Annotated in this window: 13 protein-coding genes; all 13 read right to left on the bottom strand. The window is 64.0% G+C overall.

The window, feature by feature from the left end; translation table 11 throughout:
* Nucleotides 1-203: 203 nt before the first annotated feature.
* Nucleotides 204-632: a hypothetical protein gene (locus BLR77_RS09955; protein WP_074677254.1), complete on the bottom strand. Its 429-nt coding sequence runs from the start codon at nucleotides 630-632 to the stop codon at nucleotides 204-206.
* Nucleotides 622-5,136, bottom strand: a complete 4,515-nt coding sequence (locus BLR77_RS09950; RefSeq protein ID WP_074677252.1) for an RHS repeat-associated core domain-containing protein — start codon at nucleotides 5,134-5,136, stop codon at nucleotides 622-624. The genes BLR77_RS09955 and BLR77_RS09950 overlap by 11 nt, the downstream gene beginning before the upstream one ends.
* Before the next feature lie 6 nt (nucleotides 5,137-5,142).
* A complete protein-coding gene (locus BLR77_RS09945) occupies nucleotides 5,143-5,574 on the bottom strand; it encodes a DcrB-related protein (protein ID WP_074677250.1) in 432 nt (143 codons plus the stop codon).
* Nucleotides 5,574-7,514, bottom strand: a complete 1,941-nt coding sequence (locus tag BLR77_RS09940) for a type VI secretion system Vgr family protein (RefSeq protein WP_074677248.1) — start codon at nucleotides 7,512-7,514, stop codon at nucleotides 5,574-5,576. The genes BLR77_RS09945 and BLR77_RS09940 overlap by 1 nt, the downstream gene beginning before the upstream one ends.
* A 58-nt stretch (nucleotides 7,515-7,572) precedes the next feature.
* Nucleotides 7,573-10,245 carry a type VI secretion system ATPase TssH gene (tssH, locus tag BLR77_RS09935; RefSeq protein ID WP_074677246.1) on the bottom strand — a complete coding sequence of 891 codons (2,673 nt, stop codon included), beginning with the start codon at nucleotides 10,243-10,245 and terminating at the stop codon, nucleotides 7,573-7,575.
* Nucleotides 10,238-11,290: a type VI secretion system baseplate subunit TssG gene (gene tssG, locus BLR77_RS09930; protein WP_074677244.1), complete on the bottom strand. Its 1,053-nt coding sequence runs from the start codon at nucleotides 11,288-11,290 to the stop codon at nucleotides 10,238-10,240. Before tssG ends, tssH begins: the two co-directional genes overlap by 8 nt.
* On the bottom strand, nucleotides 11,254-13,113 hold the full coding sequence (tssF, locus tag BLR77_RS09925) for a type VI secretion system baseplate subunit TssF (RefSeq protein ID WP_074677242.1): 1,860 nt from the start codon (nucleotides 13,111-13,113) through the stop codon (nucleotides 11,254-11,256). The genes tssG and tssF overlap by 37 nt, the downstream gene beginning before the upstream one ends.
* The gene (tssE, locus tag BLR77_RS09920; protein WP_074677240.1) at nucleotides 13,110-13,625 is read right to left on the bottom strand and encodes a type VI secretion system baseplate subunit TssE; all 516 of its coding nucleotides are present in this window, start codon (nucleotides 13,623-13,625) and stop codon (nucleotides 13,110-13,112) included. The genes tssF and tssE overlap by 4 nt, the downstream gene beginning before the upstream one ends.
* 8 nt (nucleotides 13,626-13,633) lie before the next feature.
* Entirely contained in the window at nucleotides 13,634-14,086 is a 453-nt protein-coding gene (locus BLR77_RS09915; RefSeq protein WP_074677238.1) for a hypothetical protein, read from the bottom strand.
* Entirely contained in the window at nucleotides 14,083-14,541 is a 459-nt protein-coding gene (locus BLR77_RS09910) for a T6SS effector amidase Tae4 family protein (protein WP_074677236.1), read from the bottom strand. Before BLR77_RS09910 ends, BLR77_RS09915 begins: the two co-directional genes overlap by 4 nt.
* An 80-nt stretch (nucleotides 14,542-14,621) precedes the next feature.
* Nucleotides 14,622-15,110 carry an Hcp family type VI secretion system effector gene (locus BLR77_RS09905; RefSeq protein ID WP_061238833.1) on the bottom strand — a complete coding sequence of 163 codons (489 nt, stop codon included), beginning with the start codon at nucleotides 15,108-15,110 and terminating at the stop codon, nucleotides 14,622-14,624.
* A 123-nt stretch (nucleotides 15,111-15,233) separates the two neighbouring features.
* Entirely contained in the window at nucleotides 15,234-16,727 is a 1,494-nt protein-coding gene (gene tssC / locus BLR77_RS09900; RefSeq protein WP_074677234.1) for a type VI secretion system contractile sheath large subunit, read from the bottom strand.
* Between the two features lie 14 nt (nucleotides 16,728-16,741).
* On the bottom strand, nucleotides 16,742-17,257 hold the full coding sequence (gene tssB / locus BLR77_RS09895) for a type VI secretion system contractile sheath small subunit (RefSeq protein ID WP_074677232.1): 516 nt from the start codon (nucleotides 17,255-17,257) through the stop codon (nucleotides 16,742-16,744).
* Between the last annotated feature and the right edge of the window lie 39 nt (nucleotides 17,258-17,296).

The following is a 17,296-nucleotide window of genomic DNA, read 5'->3' as shown; positions in this document are numbered from 1 at the left end:
GAACGGTGTAGCTCATCGGGCGTTTCCTTCCTTTGGGTGCCGTGGACGTATCCTGGCGATGAGATCCAGCAAGAAGAACGGGAACTCAGCATCCATTAATCGGCCAGTTATGAGCAGGTGTGGTTTGTGAAGTAACTACGGTTTTGTAGGGAAATATCGCCATCACCAATCAGGGGCAAATCGAGATTGCTGCCGGGCAATGGCTAACCGACCCGACACCAGCTACCTCGCTGTGCTCGTTCGGGCAGGATGAGCCTCCAGACGGCCTCACACTGCTGGCATTGATAGAGCACTTCGCCGCCCAGGATGTTGGCCGGGGCCGCGTACCAGGCGGGCGCCGGCACGGGTGTAAAGACACCCGACGCGCTACGCAGGCGGCCGTCGCACTGCTCGAAGTCGTGGTAGTCACGGAACTCACCGGCCTGGTAGACCTTTGTGCAGCTATGGCAGGCCGCCAAGCATTCGAGGAACGCCGGCTGTGGGTCACCACGGCGCAACTTCAGGTAGGTGGTTCGTTTGAGCCGGCTGCTAGCTGCATCGGCGTGAGCATCTACCCAGGAGGTCAATGCCTCCTCGGTGATACGCCCGGCGCGGCGGCCCTGCAAGAGCTGGCTGAGTTGATCAGGGTCCACTTGGCGATGCTCCATTCATGGGGATGATCCAGGATTCGTCCCAGGTTGAGGTCTGTGCGAGGAATTGGCTGTTGCCACCTGAACCCGCCGCCGGATAGGCCTCGGTTACAGGCTCCCAGCCAACCCGGTGAGAATCTCCCAATGGCCTCGGGACGCGGGCGTCGATGACCTGTGAAGCAGGTATCTTCAGCAACACTTCGTGCTGCCCCCAGTGATCGAATACCTGGCTCTTGTCCATGCTGACCTTCGGGTCCAGGCCCGGATTATCGAAGGTCATGTAAGCATCACGGTTGATGCGCCCCGCATCACGGTAGTACTTCAGCGTCCTGTAGTTCGTTGCGCGGTAGACATAGTCCGAGTGTTGCAGGCGCGATTGTAACTGCGCATGCAATGCACCGCCCTGTTGGCGAGTCTGCGACACCATTCTCTTGTATTGCTGGCGGGTCAGGCTGCGCTCGCCGGGGCCCGGCTTGTGGCCACGTTGATGCAGGTTCGACTTCTGGCACGTCAGCCCCAGCGGGTCGGCCCATCCGACAGGGTTGGGCGCGTACTGGTACTGGTTGGTCCCCCCGGCCAAGCCGATCGGATCGGGACTGAGGAAGCGACCAATATCCGGATCGTAAAAGCGAAACGTGCTGTAGTGCAGACCTGTTTCCCGATCAAGGTACTGGCCTTGAAAACGCAGGTTCTGCTCCATGAAGTGAGCGTCCTGGCGTTGCTCACTCAAGGTGTTGCCCCAGACCTGGTAGCTGGCTTGCCAGGTGCAGCGGCCATGCTCGTTGGTCAATTGCTGGGGCAGGCCGTTGGGGTCGTTGTGGTAGTACTGCAGCTGTGCGTGCGGGCCTATCCCGTCAATCCTGGCCAGAGGCTCGTGGCTGCTACCGTCGTACAGGTACAGGCTGTGCCGGCCATTGCTTTGCTCGCCCAGCAGGTGCAGGCCATCCCAGATGAAACGGCTTTCACTGAGCAGGTGGCCCTGAGCATGAAAGTGTTGCTTCTGCGTGCGCCGGCCGAGAGGGTCGTACTGCATGTGTACCCGGCTGCCATCGGCATTGCGCACTTCTACCAGGCGATTTTCATGGTCGTAGAACAGGCGTTGCAGCTGCCGCGCGGCACTGCGCTTTTCTATCACCCGGCCAAAGGCGTCATAGCGGTAACGCTTGTCCTGATAGACCAGAAGCTGGTCATGGCGAACCGGGGATGCATCCTGCCGCGCGCCTGACAGAAGGTTGGCTGCGCCATCGTAGGCAAAGGTTTCCAGATGCCCGCTGAGCAGATCCTGTCTGGAAATGATGCGGCCACGGGCATCGTAGTGCAGGCCGTGCCGCTGATGACGCTCCGCCTGGGAGTCATAGTCCAGACGGCCGATCAGATTATCGCTGGGGTCATAGTCATAACGCTGCTCTGCCTGGGACGGCAGTTGCACCGGCTGCCCCGTACCATGGCGGCGGCGCCCGCTCAGGCGTCCGGCACGGTCATAACTGCTGCGGGTGGTGAGGCGACCTTGGCTTCGAAGCACCTCGCGGTGCAGCCGGTCGCGTTCGAAATGGCTGACTTCGTGATCATCGAGATTGAGCATCTGCAGATGACCGCTGCCGTAGTACAGGCGCCTGATGCGCCGACCGTCCGGCAGTAGGGTTTCTGTCAGGTTGTCCAGCGCATCGTAGCGGTGTTGCAGCGTACCGCTTGCGCCGCTTTCCTGTGCCAGCCTGCCGAGCTGATCGTAGGCGAAGTTGAGCACCTGAACGTTATCGGCATCGTCGGTGAAACTCACCTCGGTCGGGTTGTCGAGGGTGTCGTACTGGAATCGCGTCTTCCCGTCGCCAGTGGTTTTGCACATCAGCCTGCCGACCGCATCACGCTGCAAATCGTGGACGATGGGCGCTGCGTCCCCAGCGGCAATCGGAGCGGGCGTGTAGGCCACGGCGCTAAGGTAACCGTCTGCGTTGTAGCGATAGTGGCGGGCCGTGCCGTCGAGTCCATGGCGAATGCTCAGCCGGTCATTGTCGTCCCACGTGAAACGGTAGGGCTCGCCGTTCTCGTTGGTAAGACTCTGCAACCTGCCATAGCTGTCGTAGGTATAGGTGATCTGGCTACCCTGTGGCCCCAGAACGGCGGTCACCCGGCCTCTGCGGTCATAGCGATAACGCAGCCCCTTTCCGGCCGGGTCCTGATACGCCTGAACCTGCCCACCCGGATCGCGGATGAACTGTTCGCTGCGGCCATCCGGCAGTTGCCTCTGCAGCAGGCGGCCCTGGGCGTCGTGCTGATACCGGGTGATCTCGCCTAGGGCATCGGTGACCTGTACCAGATTGCCGCACTCGTCATAGGCGAAGCGGGTGGGATAGCCGGAACAGTCGACCTGCTCGATGAGCTGGCCGAGCGCGTTCCAGCGCAGGGTCTGGCGGTTGCCGGAAGCGTCGATGATTTCCACCGGAAGACCACTGCCGTCATAACGGTAGCGGGTGGTATGCCCAAGCGGGTCGATCTCTTCCTGACAATTACCCCGTGCGTCGTAGCGGTACTGCCAGGCGTTGCCGGCGGCATCAGTTTCACAGACCGGCAAGGCCCAGTGACCCAGAAATTCGATGCAATCACGCCGGCCCAGCGGGTCGGTGGAGCCGCAGAGGTTGCCGGACTCGTCATAGTCGTATTGCCAGCGCGCGCCCTGCGGGGATGTGGCAGCAATCAGCTGGCGCTCGTCGTTCCAGTCGAAGGTCCAACTCTGGCCCAGTGGATCGGTGAAACGGGTGACCTGATGTTGCCGGTTCCAACAATGCTCACGAGTACGCCCGAGCCCGTCGCGGATGCGCGTGATACCGGCTTCGATGTCGTAGTCGAAGAGGTACTCTTCACCTTCGCTGGTCCAGTGACGCACGACTCTAGACTGAACCGTACCCGCCTCGCTGAATTCGCCCCAATGATAGAAGCAGCCAAGACCTGTGGGAGTCTGGTGCGCGGTCAGGCGGGCCCTGTCGTCATAGGCGAAGCGGCGTTTGGCTTGACCATTGGCATCCACCACCTCACGCAGCCACCCTTGCTCGGTATAGCCATAGGCCGCAAGAAGCTGCCGCCGCCCATCGGCATGGCAACGCTCCAGCCGCGCTAGACGCGCGGGGTGCACGGTGTCGTAGCACAAGTCCACACGCAGCGCGGCGTCACGGTCACTGATGGCCGCCAACCGACCCTGGGCGTCGTATTCGAGCAGCAGGCGATTGTCGTTGCGGTCACCCAGTTTGCTCAGGCGCAGCAGCCGGGGATTATCGGGGGCCGCCTCGAAGAGCCGGTATAGGCCATTGTCGTTCTCGATCAGCAACGCACCGCTGCGGGCATCACGACGCAGGTTGAGGCCTTCGCCCGGGCCATAGGCGGCGTCGCCGGGCTCCAGCCAGCCAAGGTCGATGCGCCGGCCTTGCTCATCGGTGTAGATGAAGCTGCGCGCGCCGGCAGCATCGGTGGTCAGCGTGACCGACACTTCGTACGCCACGCTCCAGCCCGGCCCGAACAGACCGTCCTGGCGTTCGTCGCGGTTGCAGTAGAAACGCTGCCATTCGACGGGCAGCAAGGCTGGCAGCACGCAGTCGAGGTCATCGAGACCGTTGAGTACCTTGGCGCCGGTCGCGGCATGCACCGGGTTGGGCGCACCGGTGATGGACCGGGTCACCGCGCCAGCTACCTGGTCGACAACAAAGCCGTTGACCATGCCCATGGCCAGGCATGGCAGGTTACTCAGCAGCTTGCGCGGGTTGCCGCGTAGCGCCATCAGCACGCTCAGGGCCAGGCCGATGCCCGGCGTCTTGCCGCTGCGAATCGGCCGCACCACCACGGATTCGCCACCGATGCGTACGTTGGAAGAGATGTTGCCAGCTGCCACCACCTTGGCTTCGCAAGTGGCGCGGTCACCACTGCGTACCGCCGGTTGCCCTTCGATGCTGACCTTGCTGGAGCCTTCGGCCAGCAGTTGCAACGGCATGGGCGGGTGTTTCTCACAGAGGATGGTGTCCAGCGGGCAGGGGATGGCGCCTGGCGCTGGATTCTCGAGAGTGGGGTTCCACAGCTCACTGAAAAAGCTCGTGGCCATGTCCAGATAGCCGGGCTCCGCCGACTGTTCCAGCTCAGTGCCGGAGGGCGGCGCCACCGCCCCCAGCTTGCCGGCCGCGCGGGCCGACGGCAGGCCATTGGTGTGGGTCTTGCTGGCGCCACTGGTGATCTTGGCTTGCGGGCTGGGCGGGAAGATGGCGTTGGCCAGGCCGTCGCAGACGCTGGTGACGGCCTTGTCCAGACCGGTGAGGTTCATGCCAACGCCGACCACGACGCTGGCGGCAAAGCCCAGCACGCAACCGGCAATACCGCCGGTGGCCACGGTCAGGCCGGTGGCAGCGACCAACGCAGCGCCGGCAGCGGCATAGGCGGCCACCTCCAGCACCCCGCTGAGAACGTCAGCGAAGACCGAGCTGTGTTCAAGATCATCACCGAGCCGGGCGGCCCAGAACAGGTCGGACATCGACGCTTATCCCGCTCCGTTGAGTACCAGCGAGCGTTTGATGCTTTCCCAGTGGTTGGCCTCGGCCTCGCCCATCGGCTGCGGCTTTACGTAGCTCAGCGACATGATGCGGCCCTCGGTCGGTTTGACGCCGAGCTGGAATTGGTACACCTGTTCGGTGCCCTTGATGAACTGGTTGCGCAGTTCCACGGCCTCGATGTCTCCAGCCGGCCCTACGCGGGTGTCGTTGATCGGGCCGGTCTTCATTTCCTTGAGCTGCTTGGCCAGCTTGCCGAGTTGCTCCTCGAAGTGGCTGCGCAGGGTTTCGTCCGCACCCAGGTTGCCGCGGGTGATCACCAGCGAGGTGCCCAGGGCAGGGAAACGCAGGATATTGATGGTGCCGTCCTGAACCTCTTCGGTGGGCAATTGCAGGCTCAGTTCTTGGGTGGTGTAGCTCATCAGGAGTTTCCTTTCTCTTGCCCGAACAGGGATTTGACGGCCGCATCGATGCTGCCCTGCTCACCCTGACCATCAGGCGTGGCGCCAGGGCCGCCGCCGATGTTCAGATTGAGGACGCCGCCGGTGTTGAATTCGGCGTCACCACTGGCATGGAAGTTGATCGCCACGCCGCTGAGGTTGATCTGGCCGCTGGCGTTGAGTTCGAGAATGCTCTTGCCGCAGACCAGGCGCAGGTTCTGCCCGACCTCGATGAGGTAGCTCTGGCTGATGCTGTCGGTCTTGGTCGAACCCACCACCAGCACGTCGTCGAGCTTCACCGCGCGCAGGCGGTTGTTGCCGATGGTCACGGTCTCGTTCATGCCGATGCTCTTGACCCGGTTGTTGCCCACCGAGTGGGTTTCATCCACCTCGACGACGATGTCCTGGTTGCGCTCGGCGTGGATGTACAGCTGCTCGGCGCCCTTCTTGTCCTCCATGCGGATTTCGTTGAAGTTGGCCGGCGTGCCGCCCTTGCTGGAGCGGCTCTTGATGCCGCTCTGGGTGGCATTGGCAGGCAGGTCGTAGGGCACGGTCTGTTCGGCGTTGTAGACGCGGCCGGTGATGATTGGCTGGTCGGGGTCGCCTTCGAGGAAGCTGACGATGACTTCCTGGCCGATGCGCGGAATCTGGATATGGCCCCAGTTCTTGCCGGCCCAGGACTGCGAGACGCGAATCCAGCAGGAGCTGTTTTCGTTGGACTGGTCGTGACGATCCCAGTGGAAGTGCACCTTGACCCGGCCGTACTGGTCGGTCCAGATCTCCTCGCCGGCGGGGCCGACCACCACCGCGGTCTGCGGCCCCTGCACCATGGGCTTGGGCGTGCCGCACAGCGGACGAAAGGTCTGCTGGGCGTCGGTGCAGGTGAGCTGGCACTCGAACTGGCCACCGCCGCCACTGCCGCTCTCCAGGGATTCCTGCGCGACGTGATAGCGCGCACACACCACCAGGTACTCACGGTTCTGATCGGCGCGGCCGAAGCCGGTGAGGCTGAACAGGTTGCCCGAGGCGATGCCGCGCACGCTGCCGCCGACCTCGACGCGCTCGTGCAGGCTCTGCAGGGCCTCGATGCGATTGCGCGCGTACTGCTCGCCATCGCTGCTCTGCACGTAGGTACCGGGATAGTCGTACAGCGGATAGTCGCCGGCGCTGTGCGGACGCGGCATGACCGAGCGCACATCGATGCGCGCGCTGGGGCGCTGGAAGTCGTAGTCGTTGAGCTCCATCGAGCCCGGTTGCACGTGCTGGGCCAGCTGCCAGTCGTTGATGTGGTCGCGCTCGCGGTGCTGCCCATCAGGCGGGTAGTAGGGCACGCTGGCGTAACCGGGGGCCGGCACATGGGCGCCGTAGGCGTCGGCGAGCACCAGCACATGGCGATCGGCCTCGTGGCGGAAGTAGTAGTAGATGCCCTCCTTCTCCATCAGCCGGCTGACGAAATCGAAGCTGGTTTCGCGGTACTGCACGCAGTACTCCCACTCGCGATAGGGGCGACTGAGTGCGTCTTCGAAATCGGAGAAACCCAGGTCGCGGAACACCTGCTTGATGATCTGCGGCACGCTCATGTGCTGGAAGATGCGGCAGTCGGAGGTACGGCTGAGCAGCCACAGCCAGGGCCGCAGGGTGACCCGATAAGCCGCGAACTGGCCACGGTCGACGGTCTGTCCGCAGGCGGCGACGATGCCATGGAAATAGCGTTCGCCACCGCCATGCTGCTGCACCGAGAGCGACAGCGGTTTGCCGAGCAACTGGTTGAGATCGAGGTTGGCATCGTGGGACACCAGCTGCAGCTCGTACTCGAACAGGCGCCCCAGCTCGTCGCTGCCGTGCATCGAGCGCAGCAGCAAAACGTCCGGCCCGAGCGGGCTGGTGATGCGGGCAAAGCGGGAAGATTGGGCGAAGAACATAGGTCGGGGTTCCAGCCTGCCATGGCGCGGGCCGGCGATAGCCGACCCGCGCTCGGGCTCAGGCGTTGTCGGCGAAGCTGTAGTTCAGGTCGTTGTCGGCCACGCTGATGCGCACGCCGGCCAGCGGTTTGCCTTCCATCATGCGGGTGAGGAACTCGCGGCTCATGTCAGGCAGCATGCCGTTGGTGAGAATGGCGTCGATCTGCCGGCCGCCGCTCTCGCTCTCGGTGCAACGCGAGACCACCAGGTCGACCACTGCCTCGTCGTAATCGAACGGCACCTTGTGGGTGCTCTCGATGCGCTTCTTGATGCGCCCCAGTTGCAGGCGGGTGATGGCCTTGAGCATGGTGTCGCTGAGCGGGTAGTAGGGGATGGTCACCAGGCGGCCGAGCAGGGCTGGCGGGAAGATCTCCAGCAACGGCTGACGCAGGTCGCGGGCGATGCCCTCCGGGTCGGGCAGGTTATCCGGGTCCTGGCACAGGCGCGCCACGTGCTCGGTGCCGGCGTTGGTGGTGAGCAGGATCAGGGTGTTCTTGAAGTCGATCAGGCGCCCTTCGCCGTCTTCCATCACGCCCTTGTCGAACACCTGGAAGAAGATCTCGTGCACGTCCGGGTGGGCCTTTTCCACCTCGTCGAGCAGCACCACGCTGTACGGCCGGCGACGCACGGCCTCGGTCAGCACACCGCCTTCGCCATAGCCGACATAGCCGGGCGGCGCACCCTTGAGGGTGGAAACGGTGTGCGCCTCCTGGAATTCGCTCATGTTGATGGTGATCAGGTTCTGCTCACCGCCGTACAGCGCCTCGGCCAGCGCCAGCGCGGTTTCGGTCTTGCCGACGCCAGAGGTGCCGGCGAGCATGAACACGCCAATCGGCTTGCTGGGGTTGTCGAGGCCGGCGCGCGAGGTCTGGATGCGCTTGGCGATCATCTTCAGCGCGTGGTCCTGGCCGATGATGCGCTTGGCCAACAGGCTGTCGAGCTTGAGTACGGTCTCGACCTCGTTGCGCGCCATGCGCCCGACCGGAATGCCGGTCCAGTCCGCCACCACCGAGGCCACGGCCTGATAGTCGACGGTCGGCAGAATCAGCGGGGCTTCGCCCTGCAGCTGGCTCAGGCGTTGCTGCAGTTCGACCAGGTGGGCGCGCAGGCTCTGGTGGTCCGTGGCGCTGTCGTTATCGACGACACCCGCGCTTTCGCGCAGGCTGGCGCGGGTGGCCAGCAGTTCGTCGACCAGTTGCTTCTCTTCAGCCCAGCGGCTTTCCAGCTCGACCAGGCGCTCGCGCTCGGCGGCCAGCAGGCTCTCGCTGTTGGCCTGGCGCAGGCTGACGTCGATGCCGATGGCATGCTCGCGGGCGATGATCTGCAGTTCGGTTTCCAGCGCCTCGATGCGCCGGCGGCTGTCATCGACCTCGGCCGGTACGGCGTGCAGGCTGATGGCCACGCGGGCACAGGCGGTGTCGAGCAGGCTGACCGACTTGTCCGGCAACTGGCGCGCCGGGATGTAGCGGTGCGAGAGCTTGACCGCAGCGTCCAGGGCTTCGTCGAGAATCTGCACCTGATGGTGCTTCTCCATGGTCGAGGCCACGCCGCGCATCATCAGCAGCGCCTTGTCCTCGGATGGTTCGGGTACCTGCACCACCTGGAAGCGGCGGGTCAGCGCCGGGTCCTTCTCGATGTGCTTCTTGTACTCGGCCCAGGTGGTGGCCGCCACGGTACGCAAACTGCCGCGCGCCAGCGCCGGCTTGAGCAGGTTGGCGGCGTCGCCGGTGCCGGCCGCGCCACCGGCGCCGACCAGCGTGTGGGCTTCGTCGATGAACAGGATGATCGGCTTGGGCGAGGCCTGCACGTCTTCGATGACCTGGCGCAGGCGCTGCTCGAACTCGCCTTTCATGCTGGCGCCGGCCTGCAGCAGACCGACGTCGAGGCTGCGCAGCTCGACATCCTTGAGTGCCGGCGGCACGTCACCGGCGGCGATGCGCAGGGCGAAACCCTCGACCACGGCGGTCTTGCCGACGCCGGCTTCACCGGTAAGGATCGGGTTGTTCTGCCGCCGGCGCATGAGGATATCGACCAATTGGCGGATCTCCTCGTCGCGGCCGACGATGGGGTCGAGTTCACCCTTGCGTGCCTGTTCGGTGAGGTCGAGGGTGAAGCGTTTGAGCGCCTCCTGCTTGCCCATCGCCGCCGGCGCCATGGCACCACTGGCCTCACCCGGTGCGGCAGCGGCAAAACCATCGCTGGCGGCCAGGTTGTTCTCCGGCGAATCGCCGATGTATTCGTCGAAGCGCTCGCTCAGGGTCTCCACCTTGATCTTGGCGAACTCGCCCGACAGGCCCAGCAGCACCTGGCGCAGGCTCGGCGTCTTGAGAATGCCGATGATCAGGTAGCCGGTACGCACCTGATGCTCGCCGAACATCAGGCTGCCATAGACCCAGCCACGCTCGACCGCTTCCTCGACGTGCGAGGACAGGTCGGTGATCGAGGTCGAGCCGCGCGGCAGGCGGTCGAGTGCGTCGGTCAGGTCGCGCGCCAGGCGCGCCGGCTCCAGGCTGAACTGGCGGATGATGCGGTGCAGGTCGGAGTCCTGCAGCTGCAGGAGCTGGTGCAACCAGTGCGCCAGCTCGACGTAGGGATTGCCGCGCAGCTTGCAGAACACGGTGGCGGCCTCGATGGCCTTGTAGCCGACGCTGTTGAGTTTGCCGAATAGCGCGGTACGACTGATTTCACCCATGTGAAGCTCTCCTTGATTGATCCGCCGGCGGGGTCGCTGCGGCGTGATGGCGGGCCAGCACCAGATCCCTGGCGTCGTGCTGCGGCTGGCCAAGCCAGGTGGTATAGCCCAGGCGAGCCTGGCCGTTGAGGCATAGCGCGGGGACTTCCTCGCGCTGCAATACGAGATTCAGTTGCCAGTCGAGTTCGTCGCCCTGGTACTCGGCAACCCAGGCCACCAGCGCGGCGAAGGACTCGCCGTCTGGCAGCATGGCGTTGTACTGCTCGAGCGTCAGCGGCCCGAAGCAGATGCGAAAGCTGTGCTGGCGGTCCCAGACCTGGCTGCCCAGGCAGAAGTCCACACCCAGCTGGCTGGACTCCACGCCCAGGCGCGTCCGCTCGGGCAGGCGCAGCCAGCTGCCGGCGTATTCTTCGATCTGCACCGGCACGCCGAAGTAGTCGGCGAGGATCGCCTTGAGGCCATCGGGGTAGCGCGTCTGTGCGGCCAGGTGACCGCTGAAGTGCAGCTTCGCCGCATCGTCCAGCAAGCCTCGCTGGCGCAGGCTGGGCATGCCGCGGCCACTGAAGGCGGCCAGGCGCGCCGACCAGTAGTCGTCGTCGGGGCGGTCGTGGCTGACGGTCGGTCGAGCTTCGGCCCAGGCGCGATAGAACAGGGTCAGCAGGCGATGATGGAATAGATCGAGGAAGTGCTTGCTGGTGCTGTCGGCGTGGTTGCGCTGGCGCTCGCGCACGTACTCGGTCAGGTGCAGCGGCAGCGGCCCGTTGGGCCCGCCGAGGCCGAAAAAGTACTGTTCCAGACGCGCCGGGCGCTCGTCGCTGGCGGGGGTCACGCCGGCCAGAGTGGCCGGGGCGAAACTGCCCTCCTGGCGCTGCCCAAGGCGCAGCGGGTCGTCAGCCAGGCGCCGGGATCGGCCCAGGCGCGGCAAATGCGGGTGCTCGTTCTCGATGCGCCGCAGGGCCTGGAAGAAGTCGTACTCCCAGGGCTGCGCCTGCATCTGCACAAGCGTGTCTACAGGTTCGGACGACGGCCGGGTCGGGCTTTCCATCGCATGATCTCGCCGCGCTCGGTGCTGCGTAGCACCGTCTCGGTAAAGCTGTTGAGGGATACGTAGCGCGCCAGGAAACGCTCGAACACCGCACCGAGGAGAAACACCCCGGTACCGCGAAAGGCGTTCTCGTCGAACTCCAGGGTAATTTCCAGGCCACGGCCGAAGACGATCGGCCCGGGCATCGGCAGGCGCCGCGTACAAGGTTTGGCACTGACTTCGCGCAGGCCTTCGATCTGCAGTTGCAGCGCCGGATTCTGCATATCGCCATACAGGCGCAGCATTTCGCGCAGGGCAGCAGCACCCTGGCCCTGCTCGGCCAGTGACAGGTAGTTCAGTGACAACTGGCTGATCAGCCGCCAGGCCTGGTTGTCGTGGGCCGGGCTGGCACGCGGTCGGCTCGGCCCTGCTACACAGCGCACGCTCTGCACCGGCGCGCTGTCGGCCAGGGTGAAGTCGCTCTTGCCGATGCCAACGGTCATGAACAGCGGCAGGTCGCGGTTGGTGCACAGGGCACTGAGACCGAGTTGGCGCAGGTCATGGCGATAGGGCGCCTGATGGCTGTCGACCAGACTGATGAAGGTTTCGCTGCCGACATAGCTGGAGCGGGTGCCGCTGCGGCGCTGCTCGGCCGACAACACGCGAGGTTCGCGGCGCACGCTGTAATAGGCCTGGTCACGGCCATAGCGAGCGGGGTCGCGCACCGCATAGAAGGGCAGGAAGGGCTGCTCCGGGCCACTGCCATGGCCGGTGACGCCGCGCAGCGAATGGATCTCGAAATCCATCGGCCGCGTACGGTCGGCGATGGCGTGGTGCTCGTGCACCTTGTCGCTCAGGTGGATGCGATCCAGGCGCCGCGGGAACAGGTTGATCGCCGGGGTACAGAACGGCAGGAACTGACTGGCGCCGACCTGGTTCTGCAGGTGGCTGTCCACGCGGTCGAACAGAACGATCAGCTCCAGCTCCTCACCGCTGCACTGGCGTGCGGCACGGCGCAGACCGCAGAAGTCGACGAACAGGAAACGCTGCGGCAGGGCGAAGTATTCCTGCAGCAGGCGATAGCCCTGGAAGGCCTGCGGCACCACTGGCAGGGCCGCCTCGGCATCATCGAAACCGCACGGACGCAGGGCGTCGGCCGGCAGGCGCTCGACCCAGTCGCGCCCTGGCTGGCGGGCGAACACGGCGACGCGATTACCCAGCAGTTGTTCGTAGAGACGAAATGGCAGCTCGTCGAGACCGTTGAGGTACAACGGCAGGTTGTCCAGATCCAGGCTGGAGAAGGGTATTTCAGCGCCACTGCGCAGGGTGATGCGTAGCGCGGCCTTGGCCCGCGGCTCGCTGGCGGCGAGGCGACCCAGCGTGGCGGCTGGGTTGCTGATGTACTCGGCATCCGCTACTTGCAGCGGCCACAGGGTCACCGGGTGAGCCGTGCGGTATTCGCAGGGGGTCTGGCTGTCCTTGCCGAGCGTGGCGCGCAACACGCTGTCGCGCGGCAGGTTGAAGCTGCCGTTGAGCGCGCCATCGTTGGCATCGGTGTGCAGCTGTACCACGGTCATCGACGGCGTCGGCGCCAGGTAATGCGGGTAGGCGACTTCCAACAGGTTATGGGTAAAGGTCGGGTACTCGGCATCGAGCTTCAATTGCACGCGGGCGGTCAGGTAGGCGAAGCCTTCGAGCAGGCGCTCGACATAGGGGTCGGCGCATTCCATTCCCGACAGCGTCAGGCGCCCGGCGATCTTCGGGTATTCGCGGGCAAACTCCTGGGCGCTTTCGCGGATGTGCAGCAGTTCCTGGTTATACAGCTCCAGCAGACGGGGGTTCATGAACGTCTCCGCTGCTCGGCAGGCAGCACCTGGACATGGCCGGACTCCAGGTCCAGCTCGGTGCGCAGCAGCAAGGGTAGGGCCACCGGCTGTGCCCACAGGTCACCCTGAATCTCGAAACTCAAGGCGTTATGGTTCATCTGTTCGTGACCGACATGCGCCCGTACCCGCACGCTGTGGGCGAGGATGCGCGGCTCGAAGGTAATGATGGCGCGCTGGATCAGGCTCTCCAGGGCGGCGATATCGATCCCGGAAACACTGCTGCCGGCCAAAGGCGGCAGGCCATAGTTGATCACCGAGGTGCCTGCCGGTGTGTGCCGCGTGGCGTCGGCATCGAGCAGGGCGATGGTATTGAACAGCCAGGTCAGGTCGCGCAGCACCGAAGCCTTGAGCTGGTTCAGCGACAGCACGCGGCGATCCGCGCTTTCCTGCGGATTGCTGGGGTCATCGTCGGTCAGGCGGTCGAGCAGCGATGGCTGCAGGCGCTCGCGTGGGGTCATGGGGCTGATCATGCGCAGGTTTACCAGTCGAACATCGCGGTGTAGTTCTTCTGATCACCGACGCCGCGCAGGCAACTGGCACTCTGCGCCAGCACCGATGGCTCCAGCTGGCCCTTGATCAGTCGAATGGCCTTGTATTGCGAACGACACTCCAGCTTGCTGTCCGCCACGGGGGCTACATGCAGCACCATGACGATCGGCACACCCTGAAAGGTTTCGACATGTGCCTGGCCATCCTTGCCGACGCTGAAATGACACGGCGAGGGAATGTCCAGCGGCAGTACGCTCTGGTCTGGCTTGCGCAATACGCAGGCCTGTCCGGCGTTCTCCAGCTGATAAGTCTGCCCTGCCAGGTCCACGTGCTCCGGGTAGCCAGGATTGTCTGTGGCAGGCGGTGGAGTCGATTCGGCGCATGCACAGAGGCTGGTCAGCATGCCGAGCAGCAGTAAAGGTGTACGAAGGCGCTTGCTCATGCCAGCTCCCAGAACCAGATCTGCCGGGCCATGTGCCTCGGGTCATCGTAACGGCCTGCGGTAAAGCCACGCTTCCACAGATCGATGTGGTCGCCAGTGCGCTCATCGACGGTCTGCCCATCTTGCTGGAAGCAGTCCTTGAAGAAGATCAGTCCGGTCTTGTCGGCCAGCTTGAGACGCTCCTGTGCACTGCCACCGATGATCAACGGGCGGCCCAGGTGGTGTTTCCACAACCAGTTGGCCAATGATTCAGCACCCCTGGCATGTGCGTGAGCACATTTGGGTTCGCTGTAGGTGGAGTTATTGACCTTGATGGTCTGCTCGGCATTGAGCGTGTAGCTCATGCGAATGGCGCATTGGTTCGCCCATGGGCCATCACATACCTTGCCGTCGGGGTACTCGTTCCAGATCTTGAGATATTCGTTCCACAGATTGATAAACGAAGGCTTGGCCATGAAACAGTCTCATTACTGGGTGAATCGGAGTCTTCCCAAGGCCGACCTCCCCCGGCGCAAGCGCCGGGGGCGGCAGGGCATCAGATCTTGACGTTGGAACGGATATTCCAGCCGTACTTGATCGGACCGCCTTCCTTGGTACCGTCGGCTTTCTGCGGCTGATAGTCGACGGTGACCTTGGCGAAGTTCAGAGTGATGTTCTCGATCAGACGGTCATCGTTGCCCGAGCCGCCAGTGCTCAGCGAGGAGATCAGCACTTCTTCGAGGTTGATGATCAGGTACTCGACCTGGGAGTCACCGCCTGCCTTGCGTACGGTCAGGGTGACTTTGGGCACGTGCTTGCCGCTGGAGCAATGCATCATCAGGTTGGGGGTGGCCTTGTCGACGAACTTGGTCAGCGACAGATCCTGGATGCTGACCTTGCCCGCGCCACCGCCAGTGCCGGTGTGCATGTTGCCGGACTGGGACATGCCCCAGCTCCAGTTGAGTACTTCGATTTCGTCCTTGTGGGTCTTGTCCTGAGACTCGCCCTTGATGTCACCGATTTTGATGAAGATATCGACAGCCATGTTTTCTCCTGGGTGTGGTCATCGCCACGGGGGTCAGAGATTGCGAAAAGCCCGGGGCTTTCCATGTATCAGGCAGAGGCCTCACGCGGCGACGCCGCGTGAGGCCGGCTTGCCTGCCGGGGCTCAGGCGCCCTTGGCCGACGGCAGCTTGGAAACCAGCCGCAGCGACACCGTCAGCCCTTCGAGCTGATAGTGCGGGCGCAGGAAGAACTTCGAGTTGTAGTAACCGGGGTTGCCCTCGACCTCTTCCACCACCACCTCGGCGGCGGCCAGCGGATGCTGGGCCTTGGTGGTCTCGGTGGAGTGAGCCGGGTCACCGTCGACGTACTTGAGGATCCAGTCCTGCAGCCAGAGCTGCATTTCGTCGCGCTCCTTGAAGGAACCGATCTTGTCGCGAACGATGCACTTGAGGTAATGCGCGAAACGGCAGGTGGCGAACAGGTACGGCAGACGCGCAGCCAGGTTGGCGTTGGCGGTGGCGTCCGGATCGTCGTACTCGGCCGGTTTCTGCAGCGACTGCGCGCCGATGAAGGCGGCGAAATCGGTGTTCTTCTTGTGCAGCAGCGGCATGAAGCCGTTCTTCGCCAGTTCGGCCTCGCGGCGGTCGGAGATGGCGATCTCGGTCGGGCACTTCATGTCCACGCCACCGTCGTCGGTGGGGAAGGTATGCGCCGGCAGGTTCGGCACTTCGCCGCCGGACTCCACGCCACGGATGCGCGAACACCAGCCGTAGAGCTTGAACGAGCGGTTGATGTTCACCGCCATGGCGTAGGCGGCATTGGCCCAGGTGTACTTGCTGCTGTCGGCGCCGTCGGTGTTTTCCTCGAAGGCGAAGGCCTCCACCGGATCGGTCTTGGCGCCATACGGCAGGCGTGCCAGGAAGCGCGGCATGGTCAGGCCGATGTAGCGCGAATCTTCGGACTCGCGCAGCGAGCGCCAGCCGGCGTATTCCGGGGTGGTGAAGATCTTGGTCAGGTCGCGCGGGTTGGACAGCTCCTGCCAGGAGCCCATGCCCATCACGGTCGGCGAGGCGGCGGCGATGAACGGGGCGTGCATGGCCGCGCAGACTTTCGACAGTTCGCCCAGCAGCTCGACATCGGGTGGCGACTGGTCGAAGTAGTAGTCGCCCACCAGGCAGCCGTAGGGTTCGCCGCCGAACTGGCCGTATTCTTCTTCGTACATCTTCTTGAAGATCGGGCTCTGGTCCCAGGCGGTGCCCTTGAATTTCTTCAGGGTCTTGTGCAGCTCCGGCTTGGAGATGTTGAGCACGCGAATCTTCAGCTGCTCATCGCTCTCGGTGTTGTTGACCAGATAGTGCAGGCCACGCCAGGCACTTTCCACCTGCTGGAAATCGCTGTGGTGGATGATCTGGTTGACCTGCGCGGTGAGCTTGGCATCAATGGCGGCGATGATCGACTCGATCGACTTGATCGCATCGTTGGAGATCAGATCAGTCTGCGCCAGGGCCTGCTCGGCCAGAGTACGCACGGCGGTTTCCACCGCTTCCTTGGCACGCTCGGTCTTGGGTTTGAATTCCTGCATCAGCAGCGAAGCGAATTCGCTGGTCTGCTCGGTGCTGGCCAGTGCGGCCTGGTCTTGTTGCAACTGTTCGCTCATGGTTGTCTTCCGAATCAGGCCTGGGGCTCGTTGTCCTGGGGTTTCGGCGCGCTAGCCAGGGCCTGCAGCAATGCCGGGTCCTTGATCGCCTTCATGATGATGTCTTCGGCGCCGGTCTTGCCGTCCATGTAGGTCAGCAGGTTGGCCAGCTGGGTACGGGCCTCCAGCAACTGGTTGAGGGCATCGACCTGACGCGCCACGGCGGCCGGGCTGAAGTCGTCCATGCTCTGGAAGGTCATGTCGATGCTCAGGTTGCCTTCGCCGGTCAGCTCGTTGGGCACGTTGAACGCCACACGCGGCTTCATTGCCTTGAGGCGCGAGTCGAAGTTGTCGACGTCGATCTCCAGGAACTTGCGCTCGGCCACTGGCGCCAGCGGCTCGGCCGGCTTGCCGGCAAGGTCGGACATGACACCCATGACGAACGGCAGCTGCACCTTCTTCTCGGCGCCGTACAGCTCGACGTCGTACTCGATCTGCACCCGCGGCGCGCGGTTGCGCGCGATGAATTTCTGAGAACTGCTGTTCGCCATGATTTTCTCCTGGTCGCCTGACGCGACGCGGCGTGTCGG

Origin of the sequence: Ectopseudomonas alcaliphila (assembly GCF_900101755.1) — a bacterium.
GTDB classification, from domain to species: domain Bacteria; phylum Pseudomonadota; class Gammaproteobacteria; order Pseudomonadales; family Pseudomonadaceae; genus Aquipseudomonas; species Aquipseudomonas alcaliphila.
Note: the sequence above shows the minus strand (reverse complement) of the source record. Positions and strands in the feature narration are given on the sequence as shown.

Bases quoted from the DNA above. Each gene is read 5' to 3' on its own strand.
- BLR77_RS09950 (WP_074677252.1), bottom strand. From the start codon at position 5,136: ATGTCCGACCTGTTCTGGGCCGCCCGGCTCGGTGATGATCTTGAACAC.
- BLR77_RS09945 (WP_074677250.1), bottom strand. From the start codon at position 5,574: ATGAGCTACACCACCCAAGAACTGAGCCTGCAATTGCCCACCGAAGAG.
- BLR77_RS09940 (WP_074677248.1), bottom strand. From the start codon at position 7,514: ATGTTCTTCGCCCAATCTTCCCGCTTTGCCCGCATCACCAGCCCGCTC.
- tssH (WP_074677246.1), bottom strand. From the start codon at position 10,245: ATGGGTGAAATCAGTCGTACCGCGCTATTCGGCAAACTCAACAGCGTC.
- tssG (WP_074677244.1), bottom strand. From the start codon at position 11,290: ATGGAAAGCCCGACCCGGCCGTCGTCCGAACCTGTAGACACGCTTGTG.
- tssF (WP_074677242.1), bottom strand. From the start codon at position 13,113: ATGAACCCCCGTCTGCTGGAGCTGTATAACCAGGAACTGCTGCACATC.
- tssE (WP_074677240.1), bottom strand. From the start codon at position 13,625: ATGATCAGCCCCATGACCCCACGCGAGCGCCTGCAGCCATCGCTGCTC.
- BLR77_RS09915 (WP_074677238.1), bottom strand. From the start codon at position 14,086: ATGAGCAAGCGCCTTCGTACACCTTTACTGCTGCTCGGCATGCTGACC.
- BLR77_RS09910 (WP_074677236.1), bottom strand. From the start codon at position 14,541: ATGGCCAAGCCTTCGTTTATCAATCTGTGGAACGAATATCTCAAGATC.
- BLR77_RS09905 (WP_061238833.1), bottom strand. From the start codon at position 15,110: ATGGCTGTCGATATCTTCATCAAAATCGGTGACATCAAGGGCGAGTCT.
- tssC (WP_074677234.1), bottom strand. From the start codon at position 16,727: ATGAGCGAACAGTTGCAACAAGACCAGGCCGCACTGGCCAGCACCGAG.
- tssB (WP_074677232.1), bottom strand. From the start codon at position 17,257: ATGGCGAACAGCAGTTCTCAGAAATTCATCGCGCGCAACCGCGCGCCG.